The organism is Candidatus Enterovibrio escicola (genome assembly GCF_002464935.1).
GTDB lineage: Bacteria > Pseudomonadota > Gammaproteobacteria > Enterobacterales > Vibrionaceae > Enterovibrio > Enterovibrio escicola.
The window spans coordinates 106,043-128,575 of the sequence record NZ_NBYY01000034.1; the positions used below are offsets into that span (position 1 = coordinate 106,043).

The 22,533-nt window shown below is 39.6% G+C and carries 18 protein-coding genes and 4 pseudogenes; 18 read left to right on the forward strand and 4 right to left on the reverse strand.

The genetic code is table 11. The features are described 5' to 3' along the window. Positions 1-8: 8 nt before the first annotated feature. Positions 9-1,157 carry a bifunctional diaminohydroxyphosphoribosylaminopyrimidine deaminase/5-amino-6-(5-phosphoribosylamino)uracil reductase RibD gene (ribD, locus tag BTN49_RS11180; protein WP_097357234.1) on the forward strand — a complete coding sequence of 383 codons (1,149 nt, stop codon included), beginning with the start codon at positions 9-11 and terminating at the stop codon, positions 1,155-1,157. Positions 1,158-1,176: 19 nt separating this feature from the next. After that, a complete protein-coding gene (locus BTN49_RS11185) occupies positions 1,177-1,839 on the forward strand; it encodes a riboflavin synthase (protein WP_097357235.1) in 663 nt (220 codons plus the stop codon). A 369-nt stretch (positions 1,840-2,208) separates the two neighbouring features. Here the strand turns inward: BTN49_RS11185 and BTN49_RS22690 are convergent. Beyond that, positions 2,209-2,934: pseudogene (locus BTN49_RS22690) on the reverse strand (transposase); the annotation flags it as partial. Positions 2,935-3,408: 474 nt separating this feature from the next. On the opposite strand from BTN49_RS22690, the gene ribH reads away from it, so the two are divergent. From ribH to BTN49_RS11230, 7 genes and pseudogenes are all read left to right on the forward strand, one after another. Further along, positions 3,409-3,879 (forward strand): 6,7-dimethyl-8-ribityllumazine synthase, encoded by a 471-nt coding sequence (gene ribH / locus BTN49_RS11195; RefSeq protein WP_097357236.1) that lies wholly within the window; start codon positions 3,409-3,411, stop codon positions 3,877-3,879. A gap of 12 nt (positions 3,880-3,891) precedes the next feature. Next, entirely contained in the window at positions 3,892-4,365 is a 474-nt protein-coding gene (gene nusB, locus BTN49_RS11200) for a transcription antitermination factor NusB (protein ID WP_097357237.1), read from the forward strand. A gap of 58 nt (positions 4,366-4,423) precedes the next feature. Further along, positions 4,424-5,401, forward strand: a complete 978-nt coding sequence (gene thiL, locus BTN49_RS11205) for a thiamine-phosphate kinase (protein ID WP_097357238.1) — start codon at positions 4,424-4,426, stop codon at positions 5,399-5,401. After that, positions 5,398-5,886, forward strand: coding sequence for a phosphatidylglycerophosphatase A (locus BTN49_RS11210; RefSeq protein WP_097357239.1), 489 nt, complete (start codon positions 5,398-5,400; stop codon positions 5,884-5,886). The genes thiL and BTN49_RS11210 overlap by 4 nt, the downstream gene beginning before the upstream one ends. Positions 5,887-6,101: 215 nt before the next feature. Next, a pseudogene (locus tag BTN49_RS22695) lies at positions 6,102-6,715 on the forward strand (transposase); the annotation flags it as partial. 174 nt (positions 6,716-6,889) lie between these two features. Beyond that, positions 6,890-7,318: a hypothetical protein gene (locus tag BTN49_RS11225; RefSeq protein WP_223823720.1), complete on the forward strand. Its 429-nt coding sequence runs from the start codon at positions 6,890-6,892 to the stop codon at positions 7,316-7,318. A 50-nt stretch (positions 7,319-7,368) separates the two neighbouring features. Beyond that, entirely contained in the window at positions 7,369-8,751 is a 1,383-nt protein-coding gene (locus BTN49_RS11230; RefSeq protein ID WP_097357242.1) for an AmpG family muropeptide MFS transporter, read from the forward strand. A 257-nt stretch (positions 8,752-9,008) separates the two neighbouring features. On the opposite strand, the pseudogene BTN49_RS21360 reads toward BTN49_RS11230, so the two are convergent. Then, a pseudogene (locus tag BTN49_RS21360) lies at positions 9,009-9,771 on the reverse strand (IS982 family transposase); the annotation flags it as partial. Positions 9,772-10,139: 368 nt separating this feature from the next. Here BTN49_RS21360 and BTN49_RS11245 point away from each other — a divergent pair. The 9 genes from BTN49_RS11245 (at position 10,140) to nqrM (ending at position 19,438) form a co-directional block, all read left to right on the forward strand. After that, positions 10,140-10,484, forward strand: a complete 345-nt coding sequence (locus BTN49_RS11245; RefSeq protein ID WP_199399596.1) for a BolA/IbaG family iron-sulfur metabolism protein — start codon at positions 10,140-10,142, stop codon at positions 10,482-10,484. Positions 10,485-12,152: 1,668 nt separating this feature from the next. Then, on the forward strand, positions 12,153-13,493 hold the full coding sequence (locus BTN49_RS11250; protein WP_097357246.1) for a Na(+)-translocating NADH-quinone reductase subunit A: 1,341 nt from the start codon (positions 12,153-12,155) through the stop codon (positions 13,491-13,493). A 3-nt stretch (positions 13,494-13,496) separates the two neighbouring features. Beyond that, positions 13,497-14,738 (forward strand): NADH:ubiquinone reductase (Na(+)-transporting) subunit B, encoded by a 1,242-nt coding sequence (locus BTN49_RS11255; RefSeq protein WP_097357247.1) that lies wholly within the window; start codon positions 13,497-13,499, stop codon positions 14,736-14,738. Then, positions 14,728-15,510 carry a Na(+)-translocating NADH-quinone reductase subunit C gene (locus tag BTN49_RS11260; protein WP_097357248.1) on the forward strand — a complete coding sequence of 261 codons (783 nt, stop codon included), beginning with the start codon at positions 14,728-14,730 and terminating at the stop codon, positions 15,508-15,510. Before BTN49_RS11255 ends, BTN49_RS11260 begins: the two co-directional genes overlap by 11 nt. Beyond that, the gene (locus BTN49_RS11265; protein ID WP_097357249.1) at positions 15,503-16,135 is read left to right on the forward strand and encodes an NADH:ubiquinone reductase (Na(+)-transporting) subunit D; all 633 of its coding nucleotides are present in this window, start codon (positions 15,503-15,505) and stop codon (positions 16,133-16,135) included. Before BTN49_RS11260 ends, BTN49_RS11265 begins: the two co-directional genes overlap by 8 nt. Before the next feature lie 7 nt (positions 16,136-16,142). Further along, positions 16,143-16,739 carry an NADH:ubiquinone reductase (Na(+)-transporting) subunit E gene (nqrE, locus tag BTN49_RS11270; protein WP_097357319.1) on the forward strand — a complete coding sequence of 199 codons (597 nt, stop codon included), beginning with the start codon at positions 16,143-16,145 and terminating at the stop codon, positions 16,737-16,739. Between the two features lie 31 nt (positions 16,740-16,770). After that, a complete protein-coding gene (nqrF, locus tag BTN49_RS11275) occupies positions 16,771-17,994 on the forward strand; it encodes an NADH:ubiquinone reductase (Na(+)-transporting) subunit F (protein WP_097357250.1) in 1,224 nt (407 codons plus the stop codon). 99 nt (positions 17,995-18,093) lie between these two features. Beyond that, the gene (locus BTN49_RS11280) at positions 18,094-19,110 is read left to right on the forward strand and encodes an FAD:protein FMN transferase (RefSeq protein WP_097357251.1); all 1,017 of its coding nucleotides are present in this window, start codon (positions 18,094-18,096) and stop codon (positions 19,108-19,110) included. A 124-nt stretch (positions 19,111-19,234) separates the two neighbouring features. Next, on the forward strand, positions 19,235-19,438 hold the full coding sequence (nqrM, locus tag BTN49_RS11285; RefSeq protein ID WP_097357252.1) for a (Na+)-NQR maturation NqrM: 204 nt from the start codon (positions 19,235-19,237) through the stop codon (positions 19,436-19,438). Between the two features lie 649 nt (positions 19,439-20,087). Here the strand turns inward: nqrM and BTN49_RS18505 are convergent. Both BTN49_RS18505 and BTN49_RS21365 read right to left on the reverse strand, forming a co-directional pair. After that, a pseudogene (locus tag BTN49_RS18505) lies at positions 20,088-20,609 on the reverse strand (IS982 family transposase). Positions 20,610-21,359: 750 nt separating this feature from the next. After that, positions 21,360-21,488 carry a transposase gene (locus tag BTN49_RS21365; RefSeq protein ID WP_146679426.1) on the reverse strand — a complete coding sequence of 43 codons (129 nt, stop codon included), beginning with the start codon at positions 21,486-21,488 and terminating at the stop codon, positions 21,360-21,362. Positions 21,489-22,533 lie beyond the last annotated feature (1,045 nt).

Here is a 22,533-nt window from a genome sequence, read left to right on the forward strand (position 1 = left end):
GCGGTTACATGTTTTCAATTTTTGATTATCAGATGATGCAGCGTGCGCTCGAATTAGCTGAGCGTGGCATATATACTACAACACCTAACCCGAATGTAGGTTGTGTGATCACCCAAGATAACAAAATTGTGGGGGAAGGTTTTCACTATCGTGCGGGAGAACCGCATGCTGAGGTGCATGCATTGCGTGCAGCTCGAGAGCGGGCAGCGGGTGCAATTGTCTATGTGACACTTGAGCCTTGTTCACATGTTGGGCGAACACCGCCTTGTAGTGATGCATTGATCGAAGCAAGAGTAAATCGTGTAGTGTGCGCCATGGTTGATCCTAACCCTGAAGTTTCAGGTTGCGGTATTCAATGTCTTCGCGATGCAGGTATTCAGGTAGATGTCGGTTTAAGGCAAGTACAGGCAGAGAAATTAAATCTTGGCTTTATCAAAGTAATGCAAACTGGATTACCGTATGTTCAGTTAAAACTTGCCTCTAGTCTAGACGGTCGAACTGCGTTGTCGAACGGTCAAAGTAAATGGATCACAGGAACAGAAGCGCGTGCTGATGTGCAAAAGTTTCGTGCAAAAACTGGTGCGATTTTATCGACTAGTAAAACTGTATTGGAAGATGATCCTTCATTGAACGTACGTTGGAAGTTGTTGCCTGTTGAGGTTCAATCACAATACGACGAAGCTTCGTTACGTCAACCTGTTCGAGTTATCCTAGATAGGAAATGCTCGATACCTACATCATCACATTTATTTACATTGCCGGGGCATATTATTATTTTGACGTCGAAGAACGAACCCTCTACACGAAACTACTTGATTTCACAAAGAGAGCGATTTTTCGAAAAAGATAATGTTGAAGTGATGACGATTTCTAACGTTGAAAAGGGACTCGACCTGAACATGGCCATGCAAATGTTGGCGAGAAAAGGTATTAACCATATATGGGTGGAAGCAGGTGCGACGTTTTCGGGTAGTTTGCTTGAAGCGGATTTGGTTGATGAACTCATTGTGTATCAGGCTCCAAAATTAATGGGTGTTGACAGCCGAGGGTTAGTAAACATCAGTGGGTTCACAGCTATGGAGCAGGTCTTAACATTTACATTGACAGATGTACATCGTTTGGGCAACGATATTCGCATTCGGATGCAGAGACCGTAACATTTTAAAGTGGAATAGTATGTTCACAGGTATTATCGAAGCAGTTGGTAGCATTCAGAAAATCACGTCAAAGGGCAAAGATATTGTGCTTACAATCGACAGTGGCAAATTAGATTTGTCTGATGCTAAACTTGGAGACAGTATAGCCACAAATGGTGCTTGTTTGACAATTGTTGAATTGACAGTTAATGGTTATATTGCAGATCTATCAACAGAAACACTTCAACGCACCGCATTTGTTCATTATAAATCAGGTCAGAAAGTAAACTTGGAAAAAGCCATGCTTCCGACTACCCGATTTGGTGGGCATATTGTGTCAGGTCATGTGGATGGGTTGGCAATCATCATGTCACAATTACAAATTGGTCGTGCGATTGAGTTATGGTTGGAGACATCGGCAAGTCTTGCTAAATATTTAGCAGAAAAAGGCTCTGTCACTGTTGATGGTATCAGCTTGACCATTAATGAAGTAGAGGGTGCATGCTTTAAGCTGACTATTGTACCGTATACTGCATTGGAAACAACGATTTCAGTTCTTAAGGTAGGGCAGTTTGTTAATATAGAAGTAGACGTGATTGCTCGCTATTTAGAACGATTAGTGATGGGGGATCGCGCTGTACAGCGGACTGACGTTGGTGGATTAACCCTGGAAAAACATGCAGAATCTGGCTTTTTGAGATAATTAAATGGGTTGTCGTTTCGACATAAACAGGAGTAACAAGGGAAAATCATGTATTCAATAAATTGATTATTATTTAAAATAAATACTCACATTCAATGAATATACTGCTCTTTTTTCATACATTTTGGTTGATTTTGAGTATCCAATCGTTCTCAGATTGAGTAAGTACAAGATTGTATAGTGTCTAGATGGGTATTTTTTGTCTCTCAATGGGAGAGATTATATTAAATAAGGCTCATAATACACTGCTCCTAATCTTTTTTACAGTCTCAATTTGTCTATAGCCGAACAGGCGTAGCGAGTCTTATAATTTTGTTCATCGCTTTTATATTTGCCAGCACTTCACTAACTGGAGCATTGTAATCAACCTCAGACCTGCATAAGCGCTTGCTTATTAAGCCTAGCCATCTGGATGCTCAACTGCTTTGGTTGAAATGAATACACGATGAGCTGTCAGCGAGTTTCCCATAAAACTGATACAACTACGGTGCCTAGAATGCTTGATTTGAGATATGTTTTTTAGTTGGTCAAAAACGGTTTCCATAATAAATTATTTCCGGAGCATCAGGCAGTCCTAAGGTTTCATCACTTTTAGTTTCATATTCTTTTTGACACCCGTTATCAGTGTCACTCCCTTATCTGCAAGTTCCCGATCCAATGGATCAGATATATAACCTTTATCTCCGTATAAACACCCCATCGTTCCTTTTCCTCGCTTCGCGGTACTTTTAAAAAACTAATAGATGAAAATGCATAGGGTGTTATAAACCTGTGTCTTGGACGAATCAACGAAGGCAATCCCTGACGGTGAGTGAGGTAAGAGCAAAACGGAACCAGAACACCTTGCATGAGCCTGAATATTCGCGTGTAGCTGACTAATTCATTGGTGAGCTAGCGGCAAACAAAGTGGATAATAATAGGTTTTAAAGTCTCTATACCCCGATTGAGGGACAGCTATTACTACAGTCATCACTTCAGCTAACATGAGAGGCGAAAAGGCTTATTTCTTTGTTTAACACCGAAAGAAATTAGGTGTTTTTTCCATTCAGGGAGGAACGTCTAGTAGCAGTCGTCAACATCGACGAAAACACCATCTCAGTTATTCATGCCAAACTCCTTATGCAGTCAATAGTTTTTTCTAACGATTCAGATCCCGACTTTGGCATTTAGTTCATTTTTTATGCACAGATCAGGTTAGTTAGAAATGTCGCATTCATCCTCAATATCCAACTTCACTATCTACTCCCCTTACAACCAAAATCTGGATCCAAGTAGGAAGGCTTTAGAGAGTGATGAATGAAAGATCGAGGAATAACGATTACTTTTAAAATAAACACGATTTCAAAGAGGCCATTTAACACTGAAACTCTTTTAAATATTGCAGACTCTTTGGTATATCGAGCGAACGATAAATTTCAGCCCCCCCAACCTGTATTTTTAAGTTGATTGAGTATATATACAATTCACTATTCTGTCTAACGATAAGGAACAAGTACTAGATAATTTACCATTAAGTATGGTAGCATCTTGCATGTTATTTGTATGGATAAAAACGCCACAGGAAGGCTCATGAAAGTGATCGAAGGTGCGAGCGCAGCGCAAAATGCTCAATTCGCTATCGTTATTTCGCGCTTCAATAGTTTTATCAACGAAAGGCTGCTGGAAGGAGCCCTTGATGCACTTAAGCGCCAAGGTCAAGTCAGCGAAGGGAATATTATAGTTGTACGTTGTCCAGGCGCTTACGAGCTTCCATTGGTTGCGCAACGCGTTGCAAAAAGGGGTTGCTATGATGCAATTATCGCTCTAGGTTCCATAATACGAGGCGGTACACCACATTTTGATTATGTGGCCGGGGCATGTAACAAAGGGTTAGCACATGTGGCTTTAAAGTTTGATATACCTGTGGCTTTCGGTGTGCTGACTGTAGATACCATAGAGCAAGCCATTGAACGTGCGGGTACCAAGACCGGTAATAAAGGGGCAGAAGCCGCGCTAAGCGCGCTTGAAATGGTAAATGTTCTGTCTCAAATTGAATTCTAAACGGGGGTTACGGTGAAACCAGCCACACGGCGGAATGCAAGACATTTTGCACTACAAGCTATTTATTCGTGGCAACTGACCAAAGATAATATTGCTGAAATAGAAGCTCAATTCTTGTCTGCGGATCATTACGAAGAAGAAAAATATCAGGCTGAAGAACCACGACTACGTCAACCAGACACTGATGTAGAACACTTTCGTGATTTATTCTCGGGTGTAGTGATTAATCACTTGGAAATGGACAATAAAATGCGTCCTTACTTGTCTCGTCCACTGAAAGATTTAGATCAAATGGAACATGCACTTCTACGTCTGGCAACGTATGAACTTTGCAAATGTGAAGATGTTCCGTTTAAAGTGGTGATTAACGAGGCCATTGAAATGGCAAAACGCTTCTGCTCAAAAGATAGTCATAAGTTCGTGAACGGTGTCTTGGATAAAGTGGCACCGACGATACGGAAAAAGAACAATTTAAAATTCAAATAACAGGCCAGCAATGCTAACCTGTTTCTTAGCGGGTGCCCTTTACGTTTGGAATGAAAGAATGTCAGGTAATGAATTTGACTTGATCAACCGTTATTTCAAATCTCAACCTGTTAACAGGAAAGACGTAGTGTTAGGAATTGGAGACGATGCGTCCGTGATTTCTGTTCCTGAAAACAGTCAATTAGTGGTAACGACCGACACACTCGTTGCAGGAACCCATTTCCTTAAGAATACTGATCCCGTGAAAGTTGCGTATAAAGCACTCGCTTCTAACTTGAGTGATTTAGCTGCAATGGGGGCAGTACCATCATGGTGTTCTCTTGCATTGACCATGCCTAAGTTAGATGAAGTGTGGCTAAAGGGTTTTTGTGAAGGCTTTTACAAACTTGCTGAATACTATCACGTACAACTTATAGGAGGTGATACCACGAGGGGCCCTCTGAGTCTAACCATTACGTTGCAAGGTATAGTCCCCGCGGACACGGCCATTCGTCGTGATGGAGCAAAGGCTGGTGATTGGCTATACGTCACAGGTAATTTGGGTGATAGTGCAGCAGGGCTTGATGTTATTTTATCAGGTCTAGCACCTAAAAACAGTACGGAAGAAATATTAGTTGAACGTCACTATTATTCACAACCGCGTGTTCTTGCAGGACAGGCCTTGCGTAGTGTGGCATCCTCTTCGATAGATATTTCCGATGGTTTGATTACCGATTTAGTACACATTCTTAAAGCTAGCAATGTTTCGGCGATCGTGAACGCGGATCAACTGCCAGTATCCGAAGAGTTATTACAATTTGTGGATAACCCCAAAGACGCTGCAAAGATCGCACTGTGTAGTGGCGAGGAATACGAGCTTTGTTTTACCGTGTCAGAAAGCCAACGGGATAAATTAGATGCCGTTTTATTGGATACAACAACACCTATCACTTGCATTGGCAAAATTTATCCTGGTGAGGGATTACGTGTCAATTGGAAGGGAAAATCTATTGATTGGCCACTGTCTGGTTGGGTTCATTTTCTGAAAAACAAATGAATAATCCAATCAATAAAATTCAGCTATCCAATCCAGTTCATCTGTTAGCAACGGGCTTCGGCTTAGGGCTATCGCCTTTTATACCTGGCACAATAGGCACCTTGGCTGGTCTTCTCATATATTTACTGATTGTATCTATTTCATCGGTACTATTACCAATTACAATAATGATTGGGTCTATTGTTGGTATTTATCTTTGTGGACGAACTGCCGAAGACATGAGTGTACACGACCACGGCAGCATTGTTTGGGATGAATTTATCGGATTTTGGATAACCATGTTGTTGGTCCCTGTTACTGATTGGCAAATAGTGTCGGCAGGTTTTATTATCTTCCGTTTCTTTGACATGATTAAACCGTGGCCGATCTGCTTATTGGATACTAAAGTCCCCGGTGGCTTAGGCATAATGCTTGATGATATTGTCGCTGGACTAATATCGATGGTGGTTCTTTGGGCAGGGAATCATTATTTAGGTCAGTGGTAATTTCACTGGTAATTTCACTCTGAAAAAACCAATACTTGACAGTAAGTGATTTAAACATTTTTTCTAGAAAAATTGATGGAGCATCTCTTTTTGAACATTAATAATTATGTAATTAACCTGATCTGTGCATAAAAAATGAACTAAATGCCAAAGTCGGGATCTGAATCGTTTGAAAAAACTCTTGTCTGCATAAGGAGTTTGGCATGAATAACTGAGATGGTGTTTTCGTCGATGTTGACGACTGCTACTAGACGTTCCTCCCTGAATGGAAAAAACACCTAATTTCTTCCGGTGTTAAACAAAGCAACAAGCCTTTTCTCCTCTCAGTTAGCTAAAGTAATGACGATAGTGATAGTTTTCCATCAATCGAGGTATCGAGACTTTAAAATCTATTATATCCACTTTATTTGCCGCTACCTCACCAATGAATTAGTCAGCTACACGCGAATATTCAGGCTCATGCAAGGTGTTCTGGTTCCGTTTTGCTCTTACCTCACGCACCGTCAGCCAAGGTCAACAGGGATTGCCTTCGTTGGATTCGTCCAAGATATAAGTTTATCACAACCTATGCATTCTCAGATATCAGTTTTTTAAAAGTACCGCGAAGCGAGGAAAAGGAACGGTGGGGTGTTTATACGGAGATAAAGGTTATATATCTGATCCATTGGAGCGGGAACTTGCAGATAAGGGAGTGACACTGATAACGGGTGTCAAAAAGAATATGAAACTAAAAGTGATGAAACTTTAGGACTGCCCGATGCTTCGGAAACAATTTATTATTGAAACAGTTTTTAACCAACTAAAAAAGATATCCCAAATCGAGCATTCAGATGACTCGGCTTGATAAACAAGTGCTTATACAGATCTGAGATTACTTTTATAACAAACGCGGATCCCAATAGGTCATTGACCAATGCTTCACTGTAACTCTTCCAGATATTTCAGACTTTGTGACATATCAAATAAACGATAAATTTCAGGTAGTCAGACCTGCCTCTTCAAGTTGATTGAGTATATACTTATTCAAAAAATACAATTTTCAATTAATGATGGACTTAAAAAAGACATGTTAAAACTTGTTGCAGATAATTTCGAAGAGAATGATACACATTGCGCCGTAGAACATATTGCCAAATATGCTCCGGCTTTTGCGTCAGATGTTATTTGTTTCATTATCCGTCAATCTAATTTTCAGACGCTCAGTACCTCCATCAGAAATCAGTTTTATGATTGGTGGCAATTATCCCTACCAAGTGGCTCTACAGAAAATATTTATGAATCTGTTTACTGGTATTTACTTTATTTCATCGAATCTCGCAGGGAAGATGAGCTGCGCGGTAATAGATTTGTGAAACAGCGCATTAAAGAATGCGCCTGTTATTTGATCAATAAGGGGAAAACTCCAGATTTTGCCCGGGGTATTCGTCCTTGAAGCACTGTAGGATGATTATGTCTTAATGTTACTTACAAGAACACCTGTTTATGTCACAAGGTACTGTTCACAATTGGCGTATTACGCTAACAAGTTATCTTGACCGACGATTGCTTTGGGTCTTCCTTTTAGGCTGTTCCAGTGGTTTTCCTTGGCTCTTGATTGGATCGAATATGTCCGGTTGGCTCACAGATTCTGGCCTTACTAGAACCACTGTTGGTTTGTTTGGGTCTGTCTTTGTAGTCTACGCAATTAATTGGCTTTGGGCACCCTTGATTGATCGCGTCAAACTACCTTTCCTCTATAAAAATTTGGGACAGCGAAGAAGCTGGATTTTCTTGATGCAAGTCATTATGCTCATCTGTACCTTGAGCATCTCCTATACGGACCCTTCATTAAATCTCTGCTTAACTATGATTCTTGCCTTTGCGATCGCGATCGCTTCATCCACACAAGATATTACGATTGATGCATTCCGTATCGATAGTTTTCAAGAACACGAGAAAAATAAACTTCCTCAGGCCGCTGCAATGACCATTATAGGATGGTGGACAGGTTATAGTCTTCCTGGGTACTTCTCGTACATTAATGCAGACAGTATCGGTTGGGATGGCGTTTACTTGTGGATGACTGGTTTTATCGGTCTATTAATTTTATTTACGCTATTTATAGATGAACCTAATTCCAATCGAGAAGCATTACAGGCAGAAGCTGAATCGGACTATGCTATGAAATTGCAGCAGATGAATAATAGTTTTTTTCTATGGTTTTCTGTCACGATTGTTGAACCTTTTGCTGAATTCTTCCGCCGTAATGGAATTAAAGTCGCACTTATATTGCTGCTCTTTATCTTTCTATTCAAAATAGGCGAAGCCTTCCTCGGACGAATGTCGATTATATTCTATAAAGAAATTGGCTTTAGCAATATACAAATCGGCCAGTATTCAAAACTCATCGGATGGGGTGTAACCGTTGTCTTTACCTTGATTGGGAGTGCAATAAACATACGATTAGGTATAGTAAAAGGATTGCTGATTGGTGGAATTTCAATGGCTGCCAGCAATCTTATGTTTGCAGTAATGGCCCAAATTGGTCCAAACGAACAACTCTTTTTAGCCACGCTTATTGTCGATAACTTTACTAGTGCGTTTGCCACGATAGCATTCGTATCCTTCCTGACGTTTCTAACAGGACGGGCATTTTCTGCTACGCAGTATGCACTACTGTCATCATTAGGTAATTTAGGCCGAACTACCTTATCCTTATTCAGTGGCGTAACAGTAGATTGGATATCTACATTCAACTGGTTGGAATGCATTTCATGGCTTAACCCATGGTCAATATTTTTCATTATAACCACCTTAATGGTGTTACCAAGCCTTACCATGCTTATGGGCTTACACCCGTATTTCCGACGCCTTACTAATCCCTGATGTCAGATAACAACTATGACATTTATGGTCTATCATAGAAGATGAAGCCAACTACCAAAAGTTATACGCTCTTCTCATCAAAGATACAACTCAGCCACTTAAAATTATTTTGGGTTAACCAAAGAATTAAATACTAAACTGTCGCCATTTTTAAATGATGAATTCCAATCTAAGATATTGTAAAGACAATTAAGTGCCATCGTATCTCAGTTTATCTGAGAGTTAAAAAGGTACTGTCAAAGGTCGTATATTTAACCTCAAATCTGCATAAGTGCTTGCTTATCAAGCCTAGTCATCTTGATATTCGACTTCTTTAATTGAAATTAATACACGATAAAACCCGCCAGCAAGTTGACCATAAAGCTGATACAATCACGGTGCCGAGAATGCTTAATTTGGGATATTTTTTAACTGGTCAAAAATAGTTTCAATAATAAATCGTTTCCGGAGCATTAGGCGGTTCTTAAGTTTCATCACTTTTGGTTTCATATTTTTTATACCAGTTATCCGTATCACTCTCTTGTCTGCAAGTTTCCGCTCCAATGGATTCAGATATATAACCTTTATCTCCGTATAAACACCCCCAAAGCTCGTCAACAATTTCCGATACAGGCTTTCTATTATCCACGTTAGACATCGTCACTTTGATTGAGATAATTCTAACTTGGTCATTGATAGTAAGGTGTAATTTAAAACCGTAGAACCACCCCTCGTTCCTTTTCCTCGCTTCGCGGTACCTTTAAAAACCTGATGTTTGAGAATGAGGAGGTTGTGACAAACCTGTAACTTAGACGAATAAACAAAGGCAATTCCTGTCGGCCTTGCCTGACGGTGCGTGAGGTAAGAGCAAAACAGAACTAGAACACCTTGCATGAGCCTGAGCATTCGCGTGTAACTGACTAATTTAGGAAATTTATTGGTGAGGTAGAGGCAAACAAAGTGGATATAATAGGTTTTGAAGTCTCGATATCCTGATTGATGGAAAGCTATCACTATCGTCATCACCTCGGTTATATCTAGCACCATCTAAGATTATAGGCAACTTATGCGTTAATGAGGAAATGTCTCTAAACTTATTGGATACATAACCCTATTAAGGATATTATTGTTGATAATCATCATTTCTGATTGCGTTGGTAATGACAAGCATTTGGGTGTCGAAATAGGGTATACATCCTTTCTGAGTAACCTTTTTAAGGGGAGAACTACGTTGTTCAAAAACAGCTAGTACAATTTGAATACTGGTTTTCATTGAAAATATTTGCTATGTGCGCAAAAAAATAAAATTCATTGTTACAGGTAACAAAATACGACAATCGTCTTTAACCTCCAATCTAAATCTGGTTGAGCTTTAAACGAAAAAAATGAATGTGGAGTTAAAAAACATGCTGGTTCAGATGAACATTGAGCAGAAATTATCGGCAGCGTTTTCACCGATATTTCTCCATGTGATGAATGAAAGCCATATGCATAATGTACCAATAGGATCAGAAAGCCATTTTAACGTCACTATTGTTAGCGAATGTTTTGTCAGTCAGTCTTTGTTAGCAAGACATTGTGCGGTTCATCAGTCACTGGCAGAAGAATTGAAAAATGATATCCATGCCTTGGCAATCCACACTTATACTGAAAGGGAGTGGCATACTTTAAATAATCAATTACCTGTGTCTCCACCTTGTTGTGGAGGGTTTACTGATAAAAGAAAAGGATCAAAAAAGTCTGTGAGTGATTAGGACGTATTTATCTTTGATGAGTGCTTTAGGAATAATCTGGTGGAAAGTTATAATCACTTCGCCAAAACAACCTAACCTACAACACCATACCTAGAACCATGTTAACGGATAATCGCTGGGAACTATTACTCTAACTAATGAAAAAGATTGGTAATATTTATGACAAGCCAGAACATAAAATGACTCTTTAAGGTCTTTTTCATCGGATGTGATCTAGTATTCCATGGTGAGATTGAAGACGTTACTTTAGAAAATAGAATCAGTGTATATCGACGATTTAATATTTAGCCTAAAAAAGGAATTCTTTAGAAATATTGCAAGCAAAGAGTTATCTAAAATTTCGACTTCCAATCGGTTCCTATGGAGGGTTCAATTGTTGGAACACCTCAACACAGTACTGAGGCAATGATTCCGAATCATGAGTAAATAGGAAAAAGCTGTGGTGGTAATTTAACAAAGGTTTTGTCAGTACGTCATTCAGCAATGATGTAGACCTTTAAAGAGGGAAAAACTCTCAATGACAATTAAAATTGTGGGCGAGATATCGATAAAAGTAGTATAGGTTAATCACTATATGTGTATCTACTTTTTTAGTAGAAAATACCTTAGGGCGAATTAAATAATATCGTTAAGTTCCAACTAGATATTATAAATTAGAACGAAATTATGTCAGCAGGGTATCACTGGAATTTATATGAATATGACGACCGTAGTATTGTTGAATGAGTTTTGTAGAGCAAAGATCAACAGCTCCTAGTCTTTTTGTTACCCAAAGTGAAATATAGAATGAGAAATTAACAATTTGAGGTAAAAAATGTCATTTTGAATGAAAAGTTGGCAGTTATACTTAATTACATATTCGAATAGTGATATTTATAAACTAAAATTCCCTTACAAAAAGGGTTAGATCATGGAAGTTTCTTTGCACTTTTCCTGATGATTCGAACGGAATTAGTGTGAATATCAACCGACGTATGAGTAAAAATTAGACAAGTTGTCTGTTTTTTGCGCAGGTTATTTTAGGAGTTATACAACGCAAGAATAACGTCAAGGTATAATCTGGTTGGAACTGCTGGTAATTAATATCAAACCAATTCGTGATCTTTTCCTGTTCTTACCAGTTATTTACGCTTACTAACAAATCTTGGAATATCTCTGTTATGTTTGATTTTTTCACTTACTAATACTTATTAGTTCGCATTGATGGTTAGATTTCCAATCTTATTGATCTTTGATATCATCTCTGTATTTAGAAGTGTTTATGATAATTATTGAAGTGCTGTATCCATTTCGTAATCAAACTCAACCGATTGTTAAGGAAAACAATTGGTTACTTAAAATATACAAAATGAACGGCAAAGTGATAAACGCTTTTAGCGAGCGCAAGTTTTACCACTACTCACGATATTGGAGCCATGACCAAATTGATGAAAGTTTATCCAGTTCTAGTAATTCAAGGCATATCATGAGGATTACTGAGGAATAGCGATTTTGCTTGATGAGAGAATCCTCGGCTTGAAAACTGCTCCCTAGCGCATAAATTTTGCTTAATTAGTGTTGAAGACAATGTGAGGATAGTCGATTAGCATGTTCGGCTAGACAGTGAAAGTAGTGTATTAACTGCGCCACAACAGAATTCTTTTTTCCGTTAATATAGTGCAAGTGCGTATGATTACAATAAATAAAGGCTTGGATCTCCCTATCTCAGGGATTCCTGCTCAGGTGATTAGCGATGGTCCTGTCATAAGAAAAGTTGCCTTACTTGGCGAAGAGTATATTGGAATGCGTCCAATGATGCATGTAGGTGTTGGAGACGTAGTAAAAAAAGGAGAGGTTCTTTTTGAAGATAAGAAAAATCCGCATGTTAAATTTACTGCTCCTGCCTCGGGCACAGTAATTGAAGTAAACCGTGGTGAGAGACGTGTTCTTCAATCAGTTGTCATTGAAGTAAAAGGTAACGAGCAAGTCATCTTCAATAAGTATGATGCCACTGAAATCGCTGCTTTAGATCGCCAAGTTATTGTAGAGCAGCTGGTTGAGTCAGGCATGTGGACAGCACTACGAACGCGTCCCTTTAGTAAAACCCCTTCAGTAGATGGGAAACCTGCTGCCGTATTCGTTACAGCAATTGATACTAACCCTCTTGCGGCGAATCCAGTGCAGATTATCAATGAGCAGAAAGAATCATTTGTTGCAGGCTTAGATCTCGTATCACATCTGACCGATGGAACAGTGTATGTATGTAAAAGTGAAGAAAACCTACCTTGTAGTACTCAGTTGAATGTCGAGGAACGTGTGTTTAAGGGTCCTCATCCAGCAGGTCTGGTAGGTACCCATATTCACTTCCTTCGTTCTGCTGGTTTATACATGCAAGTTTGGCATTTAAACTACCAAGATGTTATTGCATTCGGTAAGCTTTTTCTTACGGGTGAAATTTATACAACTCGTGTGATCTCCTTAGCGGGTCCTGTGGTTAAGAACCCTCGACTGATTCGTACACAAATTGGTGTATCTATCCAAGAGTTGACTGAAAATGAATTGATGCTAGGTGAAATCCGCCTCGTTTCAGGATCCGTATTAAGTGGTACTCAAACCGATTGTGTATACGGTTATCTTGGTCGTTTCCATTTGCAGGTGAGTGCACTAAGAGAAGGTCGCGAAAAAGAACTGTTTGGCTGGTTAGTACTAGGTAAAAATCAGTTCTCTATTACGGGTGCTTTTATGAGCCATTTCTGTAAAGGACAGCTATTCAACATGTCAACGACTACCAATGGTAGTGAGCGTTCGATGGTGCCAATTGGTAGCTACGAGCGTGTTATGCCTCTGGATATTGAACCTACAATGTTGCTTCGTGACATTTGTTCGGGTGATTTGGATAGTATGGTCCAGTTAGGTGCGCTAGAACTAGATCCTGAAGATCTTGCTCTGTGTACCTTTGTTTGCCCTAGCAAATATGATTATGGTTCGATGCTTCGTGAACACCTTAATCAAATTGAAAAGGAAGGATAACTGATGACCCTAAAGAAATTTATTGAAGATATCGAACCGCATTTCGAACCCGGCGGAAAGTACGAAAAATGGTTTGCACTGTATGAAGCCACTGCCACTCTACTTTACACGCCAGGTTTAGTAACAAAAAATGGTGTGCATATTCGTGACAGTATAGATCTTAAGCGTATAATGATCATAGTGTGGTTGGCTGTATTTCCAGCAATGTTATTTGGTGTGTATAACACGGGAAATCAAGCAATTACAGCATTAAATTGGATGTATGGCAGTGTCGATCTAGCTATGATTATCGATGCAAACTGGCAGTACTGGCTAACCGAGATGTTAGGGGGTTCCATATCAACCGACGCAGAGTGGCCAAGCAAAATGTTGTTGGGTACAACCTACTTCCTGCCTATTTACGTGACTGTTTTTATTGTTGGTGGTTTTTGGGAAATGCTGTTTTGTATGGTTCGCAAGCACGAAGTCAACGAAGGTTTTTTTGTGACCTCCATCTTATTTGCGTTGATTGTGCCTGCGACATTACCTTTATGGCAAGCAGCTATCGGTATTACCTTCGGTGTTGTTGTCGCGAAAGAAATTTTTGGTGGTACAGGCCGTAACTTTTTAAACCCAGCATTAGCGGGTCGTGCATTTCTATTTTTTGCATATCCTGCTCAGATTTCTGGTGATTTAGTTTGGACTGCTGCGGACGGTTTCTCTGGCGCAACAGCGCTCAGCCAATGGGCTACGAGTGGTCAAAGTGCACTGGTAAATAATGTTACAGGACGCACTATTTCTTGGATAGATGCATTCCTTGGTAACATTCCAGGTTCAATCGGTGAAGTTTCTACATTGGGCATTTTGATCGGTGGTACCATGATTGTAGCTACTCGTATTGCATCGTGGCGCATCATTGCTGGCACCCTGATTGGTTTGGTTACAACATCGACACTGTTCAATATCACTGGTTCTGATACCAACCCAATGTTTAGCATGGCGTGGCATTGGCATTTAGTTCTAGGTGGTTTTGCCTTCGGCATGGTGTTCATGGCGACTGACCCAGTTACAGCATCGTTTACTAATAAAGCAAAGTGGTGGTACGGCATACTGATTGGTGTGATGGCAGTGATGATTCGTGTGGCAAACCCCGCATATCCTGAAGGTATGATGCTAGCGATTCTGTTTGCAAACCTTTTTGCACCGCTGTTCGACAACCTTATAATTCAGGGTAATATCAAACGGAGGTTGGCTCGTGTCAAGTAATAACGATGGTGTTAAAAAAATATTGACTGTTGTTGTCACACTGAGTTTAGTGTGTTCAGTTGTAGTTTCGTTTACAGTGGTCTCTCTACGTTCCTTGCAAGAGAAAAATGTTGCGTTGGACGAACAGCGTAATATCCTTTCCGTTGCTGGGATTGATGATGACGGTGATATTCAAACCGCTTTTGAGGAGTATATCGAACCACAACTGATAGATCTTTCTACTGGTGACATGGTTGGTACGTTAGAGGAGGCACGGGAATACAATCAGCGTCTAGCTGCTAATAACCTTGAGAAATCTATATTACTGTCTTCTAATGTGGATGTTGTAGGTATTGGTCGCCAAGCGAAGTTGGCAAAAATCTATTTGGTAAAAAACGATAGAGGTGAAACTCGGGAAATTATTCTTCCAATACATGGAAATGGACTTTGGTCAATGATGTATGCCTTTATTGCAGTTAAAACTGACGGTAATACTGTTGGTGGCATCTCTTACTACCAACAGGGTGAAACCCCAGGATTGGGTGGTGAAGTTGAAAATCCTCGCTGGCGTTCCCAGTGGGTCGGAAAAAAACTTTTTGATGATGAGGGTAAACCAGCTATTCACATCGTAAAAGGTGGTGCGAGATTAGGTGACATCCATGGTATAGATGGTCTATCAGGTGCGACACTGACTAGTAATGGTGTTCAACGCACCTTTGACTTTTGGTTAAGTACCAATGGGTTTGGACCATTCCTAGCGAAAGTTCGCGAAGGAGGTTTAAAAAATGGCTAATACTAAAAAAATTAGAGAGAATTTTTGGTCACCGATTATTGAAAATAACCCTATTACACTTCAGGTGCTAGGTGTATGTTCGGCATTGGCCGTTACCACTAAACTTGAAACAGCGTTTGTCATGTCATTTGCGGTACTATTCGTCACTGCCTTCTCAAATTTATTTGTTTCCTTAATACGTAATCATATCCCAAATTCTGTGCGCATTATCGTGCAGATGACGATTATTGCATCGCTAGTTATTGTTGTAGATCAGATCTTGAAAGCCTACATGTTTGGTATTTCTAAACAATTATCAGTGTTCGTTGGTTTGATCATTACTAACTGTATTGTAATGGGTCGCGCTGAGGCCTACGCAATGAAATCAGCACCGATACCTTCGTTCATGGATGGTATTGGTAACGGTCTTGGCTACGCTTTTATTCTATTATCCGTTGGGTTCTTTCGTGAGTTATTGGGTTCAGGAAAGCTGTTTGGTGTGTCTATCCTACCTCTAACATCAGAAGGTGGTTGGTATCAATCAAATGGCATAATGCTTCTTGCACCATCTGCATTTTTCTTGATTGGTTTCCTTATTTGGATTGTACGTATGATCAAGCCTGAGCAGATAGAAGCGAAGGAGTAAGGACATGATGGAACATCACATTAGCTTGCTGGTGCGATCGATCTTCATCGAAAATATGGCACTTTCCTTCTTTTTGGGGATGTGTACATTTTTGGCCGTATCTAAGAAAGTAAAAACTTCTTTTGGTTTAGGTATCGCAGTAACGGTGGTTTTAACCATTTCTGTACCTGTAAATAATCTAGTATATAATCTAGTTTTAAAAAACGGTGCCCTTGCACCGAGTGTAGATCTTAGCTTTTTGAACTTTATCACCTTCATTGGTGTTATCGCAGCGTTGGTTCAGATCCTTGAAATGATCTTGGATCGTTACTTCCCACCCCTTTACAACGCCTTGGGAATTTTTTTACCTCTAATCACAGTTAATTGTGCAATTTTCGGCGGTGTTTCGTTCATGGTTCAGCGTGACTACAACTTCAGTGAGTCAGTGGTGTATGGTTTCGGGTCGGGTATAGGCTGGATGCTGGCGATTGTTGCACTAGCAGGTATCCGTGAAAAGATGAAGTACTCAGATGTACCACCTGCTCTTCGTGGTTTGGGTATTACCTTTATCACTGTAGGTCTGATGGCACTAGGCTTTATGTCTTTCTCCGGTGTTCAACTGTAAGTCGGTTAAACCGCGATATAAGGAATAGTCAATGGACATTATTCTTGGCGTAGTAATGTTTACTCTTATCGTACTGATGCTCGTACTGGTGATTCTTTTCGCCAAGAGCAAGTTGGTACCTTCGGGTGACATAACCCTTTCTATAAACGGCGATGATTCTCTAGAGATTATTACACAACCAGGAGGTAAATTATTGACTGCTCTGGCAGATGCTGGTTTATTTGTGTCTTCTGCTTGTGGTGGTAGTGGTTCCTGTGGACAGTGTCGCGTAAGAATAAAATCAGGTGCTGGTGATATATTGCCAACAGAACTTGATCATATTAGTAAAGGAGATGTTCGAGAAGGAGAGCGTCTGGCATGTCAGGTAGCCATGAAAACTGACATGGATATCATTTTGCCAAAATACATTCTTGGCGTAAAGAAGTGGGAATGTATCGTTATCTCTAACGGTAATAAAGCTACCTTCATAAAAGAACTAAAACTTCAGATCCCTGATGGTGAGTCGGTACCTTTCCGTGCAGGCGGTTATATTCAGATTGAAGCACCTGTTCATCATATTAAATACTCTGATTTTGATATTCCGGAAGAGTACTGGGCAGATTGGGACAAGTTAAACCTGTTTCGTTACGAGTCTAAGGTTAACGAAGAAACTAGTCGTGCATACTCGATGGCAAACTATCCAGGAGAGTCTGGAATTATTATGCTGAATGTACGTATCGCTACGCCACCACCGAATAATCCAGATGCTTCACCAGGTATCATGTCTTCCTATATTTGGTCTCTGAAAGAAGGTGACAGGTGTACAATATCTGGACCGTTTGGTGATTTCTTCGCGAAAAATACTGATGCAGAAATGGTATTTGTCGGGGGTGGTGCAGGTATGGCCCCTATGCGTTCTCACATCTTTGACCAATTGAGACGTCTTAATTCTAAGCGGAAGATATCTTTTTGGTATGGTGCCCGTTCTAAACGTGAAATGTTCTATATAGAGGATTTTGATATGCTTCAGGCTGATAATGATAACTTCGTTTGGTACTGTGCACTGTCTGATCCTTTGCCAGAAGATCATTGGGAAGGTTACGTCGGCTTTATTCATAATGTACTTTATGAAAACTACCTAATGGATCATGAAGCACCAGAAGATTGTGAGTTTTACATGTGTGGACCTCCAATGATGAACGCTGCGGTGATAGGCTTACTGAAAGAATTGGGCGTTGAAGATGAAAATATCCTGCTGGATGACTTTGGCGGTTAATCCCTTCTGAGTCTGAACGATGAATACTATTCCGATGGTCAACCATTTATTCTTCAGACTCAGAAACTATCGTCTTCTTGAAATTAATTGTATGAAATAATGTTAAAATTTCTGTTGATAACTATTTTTCTTATCGTATTACTGGTGCTGGGTGGTGGCAAAAAAGCATCAAAACAAACTCATTTAATAGGTTACACGATGGGAACATATTATTCCATTAAATACCTGAACGATGAGGGGCTTCCTAGTGCGGAGGAAATTCAAGCTGAAATTGACAGTCGTCTTGAGACGGTTAATAACCAGATGTCGACGTTTCGAAGGCAATCTGAACTAAGTCGGTTTAATCATCATAAAGATAATTCTCCTTTTACAGTATCACGTGATACGATAAAGGTCATTAGTGAAGCAATTCGCATTAATAAGCTATCTGAAGGTGCGCTTGATATAACTGTAGGATCGTTAGTAAATCTTTGGGGATTTGGAACTGAAGGAAGTTCGAATAGTGTTCCTACGGATATACAGATCGCTAATCGGTGCCTGATGACAGGTATTGGACACCTAAGTATAATAGGGAATAATCTTATAAAATCAGATCCAGATCTGTATGTCGATCTCTCGTCGATAGCAAAAGGATTTGGGGTTGATGTGGTGGCGAATTACCTATCTGAATTGGATCTCAAAAACTATCTTGTTGAGATTGGCGGTGAATTACGGTTAAAAGGAGTAAATATGGAAGGGCAACCTTGGCGTATTGCGATTGAAAAACCAAGAAACGGCCAGCAAAGCATTCAAGAAATTATCACACCTGGTGATATGTCCGTCGCAACGTCTGGCGATTATAGAAATTTTTTTGAAGAAAATGGTATTCGCTATTCACACACTATAGATCCTACGACGTGCAAGCCGATTAATCATCATCTTATATCGGTGACTGTTCTTGATAAGCATTGTATGACGGCAGATGGCTTATCGACTGCATTTATGGTCATGGGGCCTGAAAAGGCATTAGCTTTAGCAAACAGTGAAAAGATCTTAGCATTTTTTATCGTAAAAACAGATAATTATTATAAATCAATAGCATCAGACGAGTTTAAAAAATATTTAATTCCGGATTAATTGAAGTTTAAGATCCGCATTAAATTTTATTTAATATGAGCTTATTTTATCTAGGTGATTGGTGCGCGTGAGATCGTTAAAGGGAATTATTTCTTTAAAATAAAAGTGACATAAGGGTAATCGAATGTCTGTATATTTGATAGCATGCTCAGTTTACCTTCTGGTAATAGCTTGTATGTTAATTGGCTACGTTATTCAACGTAAAATCATTACTGGCAGTTGTGGTGGCTTAGCTTCAATAGGTATAGAAATGAAATGTGACTACTGCTCAGATCAGTGTGATGCTCGAAAACACCGAGAAGCGCTTACAATCAAAAAAGTGGAATAACAATAAAATTATCTAGTGCGGTGATAACCAACATCCTAAAGATAAGGATGTCTCGATGTTTTTGAAAAGGTTAGTCTTCTAATTTTAGGAGTTCAGTAATATCTGGCAGGATAAGTAATGATCTTGGTTATATTACCTTTTGTCATTGGTGAAGCGACACAGTAACTCTCAAAACCCAACAAATTACATGCATAGGATGAATTCATAGAGATCTACTCTTATTTATCCTTCCCTCATCGTGGAATAACCTAGAGTCTCTGTCTGTTTCCCCCACATCCGTACCCACCGCTTAGTAAATCGCAAGTAGTATATTCTTGAATTACTCAAGTTGCTTGAAATAACATGCTCTTTGATCACCCTAGATGCGATGGGTTGCTAGCGAGAAATTACCCAAACCATTATAGAGGGTGATGCGAATTATCTGCGCATAGTGAAAAGAAAAAAACGCTTGCAGGTTGTTGTATCTAAGTGTTTTCTCCTCTCTAAGGCCACGTATACTTTCAGCAGTATTTTTCCTCGCTGACGATTTAATAAAAATCCGTAGTAACGTACTATCTTGAGACTGGAGATGCTTATCTGTAATTTACTCTACCAGTCTTTCTATTAATTCAACCTCAGATCTGCATAAGCGCTTGCTTATCAAACCTAGTCATCTTGATGCTCTTCTTTTTGGTTGAAATGAATACGCAATAAGCCCCGCCAGCAAGTTGACCATAAAGCTGATACAGCTACGGTGCCGAGAATACTCGATTTGGGATATGTTGTTTAGTTGGTCAAAAACGGTTTCAATAATCAATCATTTCCGGAGTATTAGGCGGTTCCAAAATTTCATCACTTTGGGTTTTATATTCTTTTTCACACCCGTTATCAGTGTCACTCTCTTTTCTACAAATTCTAGTTCCAATGGACCAGAGATATAACCTTTGTCTCCGTATAAACACCTCCAAAGCTCGTCAGCCATTTCCGCCCACAGGCTTTCTATCATCCACGTTAACCATCGTCACTTTGACTGAGATAATACACCTTGGTTATCAATAATAAGGTGTAATTTGAAACCATAGAACCACCCACTAGTTCCTTTTCCTCGCTTCTCGATACCTTTAAAAACCTGATATCTGAGAATGCGTAGGTTGTGACAAACCTCTAGCTTAGACGAATCAACAAAGGCAATTTCTGTCGGCCTTTACTGACGGTAAGTGAGGTAAGAGCAAAGCAAAAGTAGGACACCTTGCATAAGTTTGAGCATCCTCGTGTAATTAACTAATTTAGGAAATTCGTTGGGGAGGTAGCGATAAACAAAGTGGATGTAATAAGTTTTGAAGTCTCAATATCCCAATTGATGGAAAGCTATCACTATCGTCATCACTTCGCTAACTGAGAGGCGAGAATGCTTATTTCTTTATTTGACATCGGAAGAAATAAGATGTTTTTCCCATGCAGGGGGGAAAGTCTGGTAGACGTTGACGAAAACGGCGTCTAGGTTATTCATGCCCAAGTCCTTGTGCAGTCCATACTTTATTTCAAACGATTAGATCGCGACTTTGGCATTTAGTTAATTTCTTATGCGCAGCTCAGGTTAATTCACTATGACCCTGCGTTAAGCGAGGGGTATCCGTAATTCTATACTCTAGATAATCAAAGGCCACCATTCAACACTTGCTATAATAACAAAATCGATATATGGAGATGAGCGGACACTTCAGGTATCATTCAAGGTAATTCACTGTTTGATGGAAGTTATCCGTATTTTCCGCAGAATTGACTTTCTAGTATCGGTTGTATTGATCATCCAGAAAGTGATTTTACTTCCTTTTATTTCGGATGTACGCGTATTTCTCATCAGACAGGTTTAATGTCAGGCACGCTTGGTACAACAACCGTGCTATCGCATATCGCCAGCTCCCTTCAGTCTCTTTGGCCTTTAAAAAGATCGGTAGCCAAAGCAAATTTTTTTATGCAGACCTCCTTGAGTGACGGACAGGTGAGGATGTGTACTCCAGTTGAACTTTCGGCCGTAAGTATGCAGGACGAAAAAAATACCGATATCCATCCCTTCCTTTTTTACCCACCTAGCATGGTTTTGATAATAACATATCTAATAATGCACGGTTAGTGCGAAATAGTGGGCGATAATTTGTCTGAAAGCGTGAAGGTGATATGTTGTCCTTTACAATCAGGAAGTACGTATTATTGGTTACGTATCCATAGCTAAGTGGATTGACCGCCACAGTTATTGCAGGCGCGAGATTCGTAGGTTTAATTAATAAATTTAATACGGAAGCAGCCGCTATTGCTACAGCAATATTGGCTAAAGCCAAAAGCCGTGGTGCCTCACGTGAGCATTCTGGTGATATTTTTAATGATGACATCCCTCACTGTACCAATATTTCCATTGAGGAAAGGGAGCCAAGTCTATTGTGTTAAAGGCGGCATTTTAGGGAATGATACCGAGGATTACAATAAAAGAAGGGTTGCGGTCTGTAAGTTACCGCCATAGGTGGTCTCTTTTCAATATCTTTTTTCCTCGCTCAACTATTGATAATTTATGGAGTACAACTTATTGCTTTGGCGCGAAGACCATACCTATTTTAGTAGTGATTTTTTCCTTCTATACTAGACCATAAATGTGGCTTTTTTATCTAAATTCAGAGAGTATTTTCACTAATTCTGTTGTCGTAAAAGAAAGATATTAAATCTATTTTATCAATCGGTTATCCATATTCAATGTTGCATTTTATGCACGGATAGTTTCAATGTAAACGATACCTTTTCCAGAGAATAAACACCTTGTTGACAAGCTCTCTACGCAATGAATTGAGAGGTAAAATTAGATCTTCATAATACACCAGAAACGACTAAATCGGAAAGCGATTGGATAATGAAAAGCACCGAAAATATATGACCAAGTGATTTGTACATTCATTGAGCGTGAGTATTACCTTTAAAATATAACCAACTTATTGAATACATAACCTAACAGGTATTCGCTGCTTTCTCTGAGTGATTAATCAACTATTAAAATGAGTGTGACTTAATCCATACTGGAAATTGTCTAATTTGGCGAGTAAGATTCGCGTCATATTCAGAAAAAAACG